The sequence below is a fragment of the Celerinatantimonas marina genome, assembly GCF_046054165.1.
Taxonomy (GTDB): domain Bacteria; phylum Pseudomonadota; class Gammaproteobacteria; order Enterobacterales; family Celerinatantimonadaceae; genus Celerinatantimonas.
In genome coordinates this window covers 98,078-109,858 of record NZ_JBFNXK010000004.1, presented here as the reverse complement: position 1 = coordinate 109,858, position 11,781 = coordinate 98,078, and the positions used below count along the sequence as shown (strand labels likewise).

Annotated in this window: 8 protein-coding genes; 6 read left to right on the top strand and 2 right to left on the bottom strand. The window is 45.9% G+C overall.

Going from position 1 to position 11,781, the window contains the following annotated elements; all coding sequences use genetic code 11:
* Window positions 1-202 precede the first annotated feature (202 nt).
* From ABUE20_RS05790 to ABUE20_RS05780, 3 genes are all read left to right on the top strand, one after another.
* Window positions 203-919 (top strand): oligogalacturonate-specific porin KdgM family protein, encoded by a 717-nt coding sequence (locus ABUE20_RS05790; RefSeq protein ID WP_408618910.1) that lies wholly within the window; start codon window positions 203-205, stop codon window positions 917-919.
* A 77-nt stretch (window positions 920-996) separates the two neighbouring features.
* Window positions 997-3,222 (top strand): right-handed parallel beta-helix repeat-containing protein, encoded by a 2,226-nt coding sequence (locus ABUE20_RS05785; RefSeq protein ID WP_408618909.1) that lies wholly within the window; start codon window positions 997-999, stop codon window positions 3,220-3,222.
* A 106-nt stretch (window positions 3,223-3,328) separates the two neighbouring features.
* Window positions 3,329-5,020 carry a GDSL-type esterase/lipase family protein gene (locus ABUE20_RS05780; RefSeq protein ID WP_408618908.1) on the top strand — a complete coding sequence of 564 codons (1,692 nt, stop codon included), beginning with the start codon at window positions 3,329-3,331 and terminating at the stop codon, window positions 5,018-5,020.
* Window positions 5,021-5,067: 47 nt separating this feature from the next.
* Here the strand turns inward: ABUE20_RS05780 and ABUE20_RS05775 are convergent, their stop codons facing one another.
* Together ABUE20_RS05775 and ABUE20_RS05770 are read right to left on the bottom strand one after the other, a co-directional pair.
* Window positions 5,068-6,630: a glucan biosynthesis protein G gene (locus tag ABUE20_RS05775; protein ID WP_408618907.1), complete on the bottom strand. Its 1,563-nt coding sequence runs from the start codon at window positions 6,628-6,630 to the stop codon at window positions 5,068-5,070.
* A gap of 276 nt (window positions 6,631-6,906) precedes the next feature.
* A complete protein-coding gene (locus tag ABUE20_RS05770) occupies window positions 6,907-8,190 on the bottom strand; it encodes an MFS transporter (RefSeq protein WP_408618906.1) in 1,284 nt (427 codons plus the stop codon).
* A 507-nt stretch (window positions 8,191-8,697) separates the two neighbouring features.
* Between ABUE20_RS05770 and ABUE20_RS05765 the strand changes: the two genes are divergently transcribed.
* The 3 genes from ABUE20_RS05765 to ABUE20_RS05755 are packed head-to-tail and all read left to right on the top strand — an operon-like array spanning window position 8,698 to window position 11,780.
* Window positions 8,698-9,444 carry a sugar phosphate isomerase/epimerase family protein gene (locus tag ABUE20_RS05765; RefSeq protein WP_408618905.1) on the top strand — a complete coding sequence of 249 codons (747 nt, stop codon included), beginning with the start codon at window positions 8,698-8,700 and terminating at the stop codon, window positions 9,442-9,444.
* A gap of 4 nt (window positions 9,445-9,448) precedes the next feature.
* On the top strand, window positions 9,449-10,435 hold the full coding sequence (locus tag ABUE20_RS05760) for a sugar kinase (protein WP_408618903.1): 987 nt from the start codon (window positions 9,449-9,451) through the stop codon (window positions 10,433-10,435).
* A 52-nt stretch (window positions 10,436-10,487) separates the two neighbouring features.
* Complete coding sequence (locus tag ABUE20_RS05755) at window positions 10,488-11,780, top strand: MFS transporter (protein ID WP_408618902.1); 1,293 nt, start codon at window positions 10,488-10,490, stop codon at window positions 11,778-11,780.
* Window position 11,781: the final 1 nt, after the last annotated feature.

Sequence of the window (11,781 nt, the reverse complement as noted above, 5' to 3'; positions counted from 1 at the left end):
AGTCACTTATTGGATGCATCTTACTGTGTTTTATACCGCTCTGGGCTAGAGTGATTTTTGAACAGTGAACGTCATCACATAAATTATGAAGTTGATAAATAATTTAGCGTCAATCATCACAATACCTGATTTGTTCAATTGAAACATAATTATATTAAGAATAAAACATGTCGAAATAAAAAAGAAATGGAGTTTTAAAATTATGTCTCGTTATCCTATGGTACTTTCTCTATGCGCGTTGGCCACGGCTTCAGTTTTGTATGCAGGTACAGTCTCGGCAACTAGTTTGAATTTACGGCATGAATACAATAAGGACTCTCATGCCAGTAAAGATCGGTTCCGGATCGATCACCGTTTTCACAATGGTGTGGGGATCTACGTTGAAGCAAAATATGCACATAACGACAATAGTTCACTTGATGATACGCGTTCGAATGGTCATGAAGCGGGTGTCAGCTATGACTGGAAATACAGTAAAAAATTCACGGTTCAACCGGGGTTTATTATGGATTCCAGTAGTAGTGCCGTGACCTATAAAGAACAGGTCAAAGGAACTTACAAATTTACCAAAAACTTTAGTAGTGCATTACGGTATCGTTATGGGTTAAAAGTTTACTCTAGTAATGATCGGGGTGATGAGCCATACCATCAGTTCAACTGGACCGGTAATTACAGTTTTAGCTGGGGTAAATTAGGTTATGATTTTGAGTTCAAAAAATATCAAGATCATGTCGACTCTCACTGGAAAGGAAAATCAACCGATCATTTGATTAACTTGACCGGTGAATACGATAAATTTGAAAGTGGCTGGATCCCATTCTGGGAAGTTGGCATGGTCACTGGTAAATCAAATAGCAGCAAAAAATATAACGATGAGCATCAGTTACGTCTGCGTTTAGGGGTTAAATATAACTTCTAATTGCGGTAGTGATGATCAAACAGTGAATTAAGCCGTTTCACTGTTGTTCTTTCTCTTTTACTATTCTGGATAGTCCTATGTATAACAAGTTGAATGTTACATTAGGAGCGTGTGCCTTTGTTTTATTGAATCTCCCCAGTGTTCAGGCTGCTCCTTCCTCACAAACTTGGCATGCCATTACTTTTGGCCAGTCAACCGATTTAAACTTTGGATCGACCATTTTACCGAATAAGATTGGGACCAATCAGGTTACGCATAATGGGCAGATCGTCAAAGGTTCAGGTCCTTTATTGGATCATTTTACGATTGAGAGTCGGGGCGGAAAATTAGCGAACTCCCATGAAGGGGGGACTTTTTATTACACGGTATTACCGACTTCTGAAAACTTCATTTTATCAGCTGATTTGACACTGGAAGAACTGGGACCAGAAACCGGTTCAACACCCAATCGTCAGGAAGGCGCTGGCTTGATTGTTCGGGATATCATCGGGACTCCACGGCTTGATCCACAGCCATTAGGGCATGAAGAATTTCCATCTGCATCCAATATGGTGATGAACCTGATGCGTTCTCACAGTCGTAAGAATGATGGACTATCCAATATTAATGCCTCCTATCGCCGCGGGATCCATGCGCCGTGGGGGAGCCCTCATAACTTGTTAAAACGGGTCGATTATGTAAAAGGCGTCGCACATGATGCGAAGCACCAATATCACATGACGCTAAGCCGTAGCGATGATGGTTTCAGTGTGTCATTTCAGGAGCCGGGACAACCGGTCCAGAGTTATAAAATTGATGCACCAGCGAACTTGGTGAGTATTCAGGATAAAGCTCATCAGTATGTAGGATTCTTTGCGGCTCGCAACGCGAAAGTGAGTGTCTCTCATGTCAGTTTGACCACCTCAGTGGCACATACTCCAGATACTCCTGCGTATGAACCCCCAGCATTGGAAACTCGAGTCGAAGTTGCTTCTCCTGAGATGACTTCTGTGCATGATTATCATGCCCAGGCGGTGGCGAATTATGATGGCGCTTACCAGTTACAACAAGATGGTAAACCCGTGGGGCAACCGGTGCATTTGCGGGCTGGTGAACAATTGGATATCCCGGTGACTGTCGCGGATAAAAGCGCGTTTGATCTGAGCTTTACGCCAGCCGATAGTGCTCTGAGTGCGGTAAACAAACATTGGGAAGTGAGTTATCAGCAGACTGAAAATCCTTATAATATTTACGTGTCACCTCAGGGCAAAGCCAGTAATAAAGGCACGTTGGATTCTCCTCTTGATTTAGCTACGGCGATTACATCGCTGGCTCCCGGTGGTGAAATCCATCTAACTAACGGTGATTATAGCGGTATCGTTTTGCCTCGCAGTTTATCCGGAACCCCCGATCAACCTAAACGTCTGTTAGGTGATGGTGAACATGTTCGTTTTACCGGGCAGGTGTTGGTAGAAGCGAATTATTGGCAACTCTTTAATTTTGAAGTGGATGGTGAACGGCTGATTATCAATGGCAGCCATAACTGGATTGATCGGGCGACCGTCCATGAAGCACCGGATACCGGGATCCAAGTAGTATCCCCAAGCGGTATTGGCCGGGCACTGTGGGCAAGTTATAACCTCATTACCAATAGTGAAAGTTATAACAACATGGATAAATCGCAGATTAACGCCGATGGTTTTGCTGTGAAAATGCGGGTTGGTGATGGGAATACCTTGGTCAACTGTATCTCGCATCATAATGTCGATGACGGTTACGATCTGTTTAATAAAGTCGAAGATGGTCCGAATGGTGCCGTTAAAATCATTAACTCGATAGCCTTTAATAATGGTCAAACTTTCCATATGAAAAATATGAAAGGCGGGCATCGTGGCAATGGCTTTAAACTAGGCGGCGAAGGGTTACCCGTGGCTCATGTCCTGATTCATAGTCTGTCTTTTAATAACCATATGGATGGTATTACCGACAACTTTAACCCGGGTCCTCTGACTATTATGGATAATATTTCGATGGATAATCAGCGCTTTAACTACATTATCCGTAAAAATCCATATAGTGGCCTGTTACGCCCAGCGCATCTGATCAGTAACCAGTCGTTACATTTGGATAAAGGCAAACATCTTGATGATTCTGTCCACGGAGACGTGGGGCGTTCCAATGAGTTTTATGTCGGAGGTAAAAATAAGACTCAATTTAGTCAGGCTAAACTGCAGAAAATTCAGAAAATCATCAGTCAACCTGTGAAAACTGAAGTGGAAGCGCAGAAACAGATCAAACAGTTAGAACGTCTCTTATTTTATTAATCCATGAGTGGGTCGGGATTTATTCCCGGCCTTTTTTATTCTGTTTGTTTCCAATCGACCTACCGCGTCAGCAATGGCGTGGTGGAGTTCCAGAGTAGGATCGAATATGAATTTAAAGCATCTTTATACACATTCTGTGTCGTGGTCATTATTCTTGTCGGGATGGTTGTTGGTGGCTGCGAATACATCGGCACAAGTGATGAATGATTCAACTTCTTCACAATATACTCAAGCGGCTCCCGGTGCATCGATGCAAACGCTGTTGGGGCATCACGGCCATGTGAATGGCTCTATATGGGTTTCTGGTCGGGTGTCGGCGCACTTGATGAAATTCCCTGCCCATGTTCAAGTAACCGATGCTGCTGGTCATCAGTATCTGACCCTGACAAATCCGCAGGGCTATTATAAATTGCAGATCTCTGATCTCCAGTTTCCTCTGGTAGCTTCTGCGTACGAACTAGATGCCAATTGCTCTCGTAGCGATACGCTACGGGGTATTTGTATGGGAAGTTTCTGGACCTTGGAGCAGCAACCGCATCATATGGGAAACCGGATTCGGCTCAATATTAATCCATTGACCGATAAGATGCTTTCGTATGTGGCAACCGCTTCTGGGTACATTGGCCCGCAGCAAGTGATTGATCAACCTGATGCTGTCTCAAAACTTTCAGCTAATGCGATGGTGAAGAGTCAACAGGTGATTTCTGAAGGCTTCGGCCAGGCTTTTACTCAATTGGGATTGCCCGCAAATTTTAATCCAGTGACTTATACTGCGAAATGGCAACCTTTGTTTAAGCAATTGGTTTCGGTGTTATTGGTCAATCGTAACTATCAGACCAGTAATGGTCAGGTTTCATCAACGACCCTCACGGATACCCTGTATCATCCGTTACCGGCCACGACGGTCGATGGAGCTGTCCAACCTTTTGATATAAACCAGTTTCGGATGCAGCTACAGGCTGTGCAGCGTGCTAAAACTCGGATCTTTATTTTAGGTGATTCAACTGCATCTATTTATCCGGGAGAGGCTTATCCCCGCACCGGATGGGGACAGGTGTTTGCCGAGCAATTTCAGAATGTACCGGAAATTAAGGTTGTGGATGCGGCTGAGTCAGGGCGAAGCTCACGATCCTTTTATAATCAGGGCTGGTTCCGCTTTATGCGTGCGATGATGCGTCCGGGGGATTACCTGCTGATCCAGATGGGGCATAATGACGAAAAATGTAAGGATGATCCTGATGGTCGGGGGCAGTACGATGTCCGTAATACCTGTACGTATCCTAACGATGCTGAGGGGCATCCGCAATTTCCGATGCATCGACCTCAAATGTCATTTCAGTATTCGCTGAGCTGGTTTATTCGTTATGCGAAAGCGCATCATATGACGCCGGTATTATTAACACCGACGACTCGGATTAAAAATGCGGAAGGTAAAACTGGATTTCCAGTCGTCCATACGCATTTAACCCAACAGGATTCAGGGCATAACTATGCTTATGTTGGCGATTATTCTCAGACGGTGCGAGATACTGGGCGGATTAATCAGGTTCCGGTGCTGGAATTGGAACAGGCTACAATTCAACTGGCGAATCAACTGGGTGAAGATCATTGGAAAGAATATTGGTTGGCGGTTGATCCCCAGCAGTATCCTTATTATAAAGATCGGACCGGACGGCTGGATAAACCGGATACCACCCATTTTCAGCATCGTGGTGCCGAAGCGGTAGCGGCGATTGTGGCGCAATTAATTGCGGAACAACCGGAATTGAAGCCGATTGCTCATTATCTGAAACGCTAATAGACCTAAAAATGCCACCGAATAAGGTGGCATTTTTTTAGAATCTATTACTCAGTCGCCGTGAGTAAATAACTCCAGGTTTCGGTAATCGGTTGGCCATCTTTCGCCAGATTGGCTCGCATTTCTACCGGTTGGTGGGGATCTTTGACTTTAATTCGCAGATCTAAACGCCGTCCCCCGGTCACTGGGTTGTATTGGATATTTTGACTCATCAACTGCGCATTTGACCCAACACTGACTTGAGCTTTTACAGCGTCATTTTTCGCCAATTTTTTAAGCGCATCTCCGGCAAAATCGATCAAGAATGAAGTACTGCCATCCGGGCGACGGATCAGATTTTTCTGATAGACATGGCCCGGTGTGCGCATCGTTTGCATGACATACCCCAGTTTGTCTGAACGTAGCCGTTCTTCGTGGGTACTGAAATGAATGATGTAGTCATACTTCATCACCTGACTGGGTGCGGGTTGCTGATCAGGCATCCAGAACGCGACCATATTGTCGTTGGTTTCATCCGGGCTGGCCATTTCAAAAAGAGCCACCCGGCCTTTGCCCCAATGACCTTGAGGTTCTATCCAAGCGCTGGGACGTAGATCATAACGATCTTTGAGATCTTCATACGCATGAAAATCCCGACCTCGTTGCAACAGCCCAAATCCTCGGGGATTCGTCATTCCAAATGAACTGATATTGGAATATCTTGGGTTTTCCAAAGGGCGCCAAATCCATTCTCCTTTGCCGGTGTGCATCGCCAGACCATTGGAATCATGCAAGGCCGGGCGGAAATTAGGCGTTATTGAAGGCTGGTTTGGACCAAACAGAAACATACTGGTTAATGGCGCAATTCCCAATCGTTTGACCGAGTGGCGCATATAAATGCGGCTTTCGACCTTGATTTGTGCATCTTTATTTTGATCGGGATAGAGGGTAAAGCGATAGGCTCCGGTTGCACTGGGGGAATCCATGAGTGCATAAAAGGTGATGTGATCGCTGTCTTTGGCAGGGCGTTCAATCCAATAAGCCTTAAATTTCGGAAATTCTTCCGGGGTTGACTCGCCGGTATTGATGGCCAGCCCGCGAGCGGATAAGCCATAGATCTGCCCGGGACCAATGATTCGAAAATAACTGGCTCCCAGAAAACTAGCCGCTTCATCCAGATGCTCCGGCGTATTGACCGGATACAAAATTTTAAAACCGGCAAAGCCTAAATCTTTAACGGCAGACGCATCATGACGAGTCCCATTGAAATTAAAATAATCGGCCTGATACCGGATCGGTTGAACGTTGCCATCAGGGGTGATTTCATTAATTCGAACCGGGGTATTAAACTGCATCCCCTGATGATAAAACTCGAGTTTAAAAGGGGAATCTGTCTGGCCCCAGTAAGCACGGTCATCACGAAACTGGATCTTTTGATAATCGGCAAATTGCATTTGCGCAAAGGTGGGGGACAGATTGCTGGCTTCGGGTTGATAAGCGTGACTGGCAAGCTTCTGAGCTTGTTGGGTTACGTCGGTCAGATCAAATGCAAAACTAGTGTGAGCAAATCCTGCGAGAAGTAACAACGGCACGAACCTTGTGCCATGCTTGAGATAAGTTGCAGTGGGCATATTTATTTTGTTCACCTTTTATTGCCTGGAACATCATGCGTGACGGGGTGTGTCTACGCCACATATGAACCTTTGTTGAGTTTAAGAGACTGCGGTTCCCTGTCTGTAGGAAAAGGGAACAACAGACCCTAGTGTAATCAAAATTTCCCTAAAATGGAGTAGCTGTACGGGTTTATCGGAATAGAGATAAGGGTAGCTGGAGATAGTTTGTTTTTGATGAGATTTTTGTGAATTTTGCGGCAGCCAGGCGGATGGCACCGGGCTGCCTTAATGATGTTAATCCGTATAAAGCGGTGTTTTCCGGAACATATAAACTGTTAGCAGACCGACGAGCATGACTCCCCAAGAAAACAAGGCCATTCCCCAGCGGTGGTAATGCAACAGGGCTAACAGGGCCAATGGCATTACGCTGGAACAGATGGAATAAGAGATATTATAAATGAGTGAGATGCCTGTTACTTTGACTCGCGCAGGGAATAGCTGAACAACCACGGCGGGAACTGCACTAATAATCCCACTTAATAATCCAGCTATAATATAACTGATGATTAATACTCGGGGCGAGGCATCGAGTGCCAGAGTTAAAATAGTCGTCCCTATCGCCAGCAGCACACTGTATAACGCAATCGTACGCCATGCGCCCAGATAATCGGATATTTTCCCGGCAATCACACAACCGATATTCAGACATAAAATAGCAATACAGCTGATCTCAAAAGTATCGCTAGCATTCATACCATAAAATTTTTGGAGCGCAATCGGTGTGACGACGATTGCCATAATCACAGCTGAGGCGATCATGGCGGTTAGCAAGGCTGTTGGGATCGCAGCGCTGCGGTGGTGGCGTAAAATTTCAGATAACGGGAGTCGGGTTGCAAGTTGTTTATTTTGTTTTAGTCGCAAAAAAATGGGGGTTTCATTGAGCCAGCGCCGCAACCAAACCGAGATAAAACCAAAAATCCCACCGACGATGAACGGGATCCGCCAAGCCCACAACGTGATTTCATCCTGAGTATAACGGCTGGTAATCAAGGTCGTTGTTAAGGCGGCCAGCATATAGCCTAGCGTTAAACCGGCTTGCAATAGACCTAATGCATAGCCGCGATGCTGGCGAGGCGCATGTTCAGCCACAAAGACCCAGGCATTGGGGACTTCCCCGCCTAAAGCAGCCCCTTGGATCAGCCGAGCCAATAATAATAATAGGGGAGCCCATAAGCCGATTTGCGCATAGCCGGGTAAAAAACCGATCAGCAGGCAGGGCATCGCCATAAACAATACGGTGAAGTTAAACATATGTTTGCGGCCAATCTTATCGGAAAAGTGTGCGATGACGATCCCACCCAATGGGCGCGCCAGATAACCGACTGAAAAGATCGCCATACTTTCTAAAAGTCGCAACCATTCCGGAATCGATGCCGGGAAAAAAACATCGGCAATAGTGACCGATAAAAACACGAAAATAATAAAGTCATAAACTTCCAATGCGCCTCCCAGAATCGAGAGGGCAATGATTTTGTAATCCCGAAGCGAGAAACTAACCGATTGTTCTTGTGCCAACATGATGCTTTTAAATCTCTTCTCTGCTCACAATGTGATGCTTGGTTAAATTAAATCGTGATGCCTTTTTCAGGCTTATAGATCCGGAAAATCGTTTTGGGAAACATTTTTGCCGGTGATTTTTAGAATGAGGAGCTGATGATACAGGAATTACAGCAAAATAGGCGGGGTTTCGTTTAATAAAACAGCAGTCTTATAGCCGTGTGTTCCTTTTGTTAAGAAGAAACTTCGGCTCCATCAACGTGTGTCTGGATCTGGACGGCGTTCTCTCTCTTCATTTCTGAAATGTTATTCAAGCACGGTCAAAGTCACTTCGATAATTCCCCCTTTTTTTAAAAGGCTATTTTGCGAGAGGGGTCAAATTTATGTCGAGTTTATAAATCGATGCCGTGATCTGGATCGCATGACTGAAGTTGTGCTCTGGATCTTGTTTGGGACCGTTCCCATAATGTGCGCATTCATGAATACAACGCAGGTTATTTGCAGTTGTAGTAAACGGGAATACAACCTATGAGAACAGTGATTGTAGTGGCTTCTGCCTATGGTGCGCAGTTTATTCAGCGCCTTGGTGGACAGGCCGAGCTGGTAAAAATAGTGCAGGAAAGCGGAGCCGATGGCATTGAAATTCGCCAAGAACTGCTAGTGGATGCATCGGAACTTAAAACGTTAGCGGTTTTAATCCGTAATGCGAAGTTAATCAGTGTGTATTCTTCGCCATCACCTTTATTTGATGAGCGGGGAAGGCTGAATGAAACGGCTCTTCGACAACGGCTGGATGAAGCGGTCATGCTGGGGGCGGTCTTTTTAAAATTGCCATTGGGTGGATATCGTAATGACAGTGATCTAGTGGCTTTGGGCTCTTTGTTGCAGGGGATTCCGCTGCAGTTATTGGTCGAAAATGATCAAACCGTTGAGGGGGGCATATTGGCTCCGTTAGTCCAGTTTTTCACCCGAGTGACCCAGTTCGGTGTGCCTTTGAAGATGACCTTCGATATGGCGAATTGGCACTGGTTGGATGAAGATGCACCAAAGGCCGCCACTCAACTGGGGTGTTTTGTTGATTATATTCATGTGAAAGCTAGTCGTGTAACAGATGGCCTAGTGATGGCCATTGCGCTGGATGATGCTGGACCAGATTGGAAAATGCTATTGGAGCAGCTGCCGACGAGTGCGCCGTTAGGTATTGAGTTTCCCCTGACCGGGACTGATTTGGTCGGGGTTACCCGGCACTATGTACAGTTATTAAAAGAGGCGTAATCCAATGAATATGAATGATTTATCACTTGAAAATGATGGGCTTGATGTCGTGACTTTCGGTGAAGCGATGGCCATGTTCATTGCATGTACTCCCGGAGAATTAGCGACCGTTGAGCAGTTTGTGAAAAAAGCTGCGGGGGCGGAGCTGAATGTGGCCGTTGGGCTGGCTCGGTTGGGTCTTCAAAGTGGCTGGATGAGTCGTTTGGGCGATGATTCTTTAGGCCAGTTTATTCAGCAAACTTTAGCTAAAGCACAGATTAATCATGAGGCCGTGGTTATCGATCGCCATTATCCCACTGGATTTCAGCTTAAATCTAAAACTCAAAATGGGACCGATCCCATTGTGGAGTATTTTCGTAAAGGATCGGCCGCCAGTCGCTTATCCATTGCAGATTTTAATCAAGCCTATTTTACTCGGGCTCGACACCTGCACTTGACCGGTGTTGCCGCTGCGCTTTCTGAGTCATCTTTTGCCCTCTGTGAATATGCTGCGCGTTGGATGCGTCAAGCGGGTAAGTCGATTTCATTTGACCCGAATCTCAGACCGTCTTTGTGGCCATCTGAAGCGGTTATGGTGGAAAAACTCAATCAACTCGCTTGCTTATCTGACATTGTCCTCCCCGGCATTAGCGAAGGGGAACGATTGACCGGATACCAATCTCCTGAGCAAATCGCGAATTTTTATTTAACCCAAGGTGTCCAGATTGTCATCGTCAAAACCGGGGCCAAAGGTGCTTATTACCAAACGATTCAGGGCGATCAGGGCGTGGTCAGTGCGTGTGTTGTGGACCACGTTGTGGATACGGTAGGCGCAGGGGATGGTTTTGCTGTGGGCGTTATCAGTGCGCTGCTTGAAGGATTAAGCGTTCGAGAAGCGGCTGAACGGGGAAATTATATCGGAGCCCGGGCGATTCGTTTTATCGGCGATAGCGAAGGATTACCCACGCGCGAAGAATTGAATCAGGAGATGGCGTCGGCCCTGACTCTATAACTTATAACAATATGAACGCAGTACCCAACCTAAATACAATGACGAGGTCATTATGAAAGTCAATATACCTGCGGTATCACGCTGGTGGCATATTATGCCACTCGTTTTTATCACCTATAGCTTAGCTTATTTAGATCGTGCCAATTACAGTTTTGCCTCAGCCGCAGGCATTAATCACGATCTTCAAATTACTCCCGGAATGTCGTCTTTGCTCGGTTCTCTGTTTTTCCTGGGGTATTTTTTCTTTCAAATTCCCGGGGCCATTTATGCCGAAAAACGCAGTGTGCGGAAATTGATTTTTATCTGCGTTTTACTCTGGGGGATTTGTGCCACGCTGACGGGGTTAGTCAGTAATTTACCGATGTTGATTGTGATTCGATTCTGTTTGGGGGTGGTTGAAGCGGCTGTGATGCCGGCCATGCTCATATACATCAGTAATTGGTTTACTAAAAAAGAACGTTCTCGGGCCAATACGTTCCTGATTCTGGGAAATCCCGTGACAGTGTTGTGGATGTCGGTCGTTTCCGGTTACCTGATCCAATCGTTCGGTTGGCGAGAAATGTTTATTTTTGAAGGGGTTCCGGGGGTGATTTGGGCCTTTATCTGGTGGAAAACCGCTCGAGATAAAGCGAATGATGTCCGCTGGTTAAATCGTGATGAAAAAGCCGTGATCGCAAAAGTTTTGGCTGATGAACAAAAAGAGATCAAACCGGTTAAAAATTATCGGGAAGCGTTTAAATCTAAAAACGTGATCTTACTGTGTATTCAGTATTTTTGCTGGAGTATCGGCGTGTACGGGTTTGTGCTGTGGCTCCCATCGATCATTAAAAATGCATCTCACATGGGAATGGTTGAAACCGGTTGGTTATCGGCTGTGCCTTATTTGGCCGCTACTCTCCTGATGTTGGTGAGCTCTTGGGCTTCGGATCGATTACAGAACCGTAAATTGTTTGTTTGGCCGATGCTGTTGATTGGCGCTATCTGTTTCCTCAGTTCGTACCTTTTGGGAGGAACTCACTTCTGGTTCTCTTATGCACTGCTTGTGATTGCTGGGGCGACCATGTATGCGCCTTACGGACCTTTCTTCGCCATTATTCCAGAAATGCTCCCGAAAAATGTTTCCGGTGGGGCGATGGCATTGATCAATAGCATGGGTGCTTTGGGATCATTTATTGGCTCCTGGGTGGTCGGTTATCTGAATGGTGCAACAGGAGGGCCGGGGGCTTCGTATATGTTCATGGGAGCGGCTTTATTCGTTTCTGTGATTTTCACCTTAATTGTTAAACCATCTGAGCAGGGCGTGCACGATCAACCGCTGGCTCAGAGAGCTCAGACAGGAGTTTAAG

Bases quoted from the DNA above. Each gene is read 5' to 3' on its own strand.
- ABUE20_RS05780 (WP_408618908.1), top strand. From the start codon at position 3,329: ATGAATTTAAAGCATCTTTATACACATTCTGTGTCGTGGTCATTATTC.
- ABUE20_RS05760 (WP_408618903.1), top strand. From the start codon at position 9,449: ATGAATATGAATGATTTATCACTTGAAAATGATGGGCTTGATGTCGTG.
- ABUE20_RS05790 (WP_408618910.1), top strand. From the start codon at position 203: ATGTCTCGTTATCCTATGGTACTTTCTCTATGCGCGTTGGCCACGGCT.
- ABUE20_RS05775 (WP_408618907.1), bottom strand. From the start codon at position 6,630: ATGCCCACTGCAACTTATCTCAAGCATGGCACAAGGTTCGTGCCGTTG.
- ABUE20_RS05755 (WP_408618902.1), top strand. From the start codon at position 10,488: ATGAAAGTCAATATACCTGCGGTATCACGCTGGTGGCATATTATGCCA.
- ABUE20_RS05765 (WP_408618905.1), top strand. From the start codon at position 8,698: ATGAGAACAGTGATTGTAGTGGCTTCTGCCTATGGTGCGCAGTTTATT.
- ABUE20_RS05770 (WP_408618906.1), bottom strand. From the start codon at position 8,190: ATGTTGGCACAAGAACAATCGGTTAGTTTCTCGCTTCGGGATTACAAA.
- ABUE20_RS05785 (WP_408618909.1), top strand. From the start codon at position 997: ATGTATAACAAGTTGAATGTTACATTAGGAGCGTGTGCCTTTGTTTTA.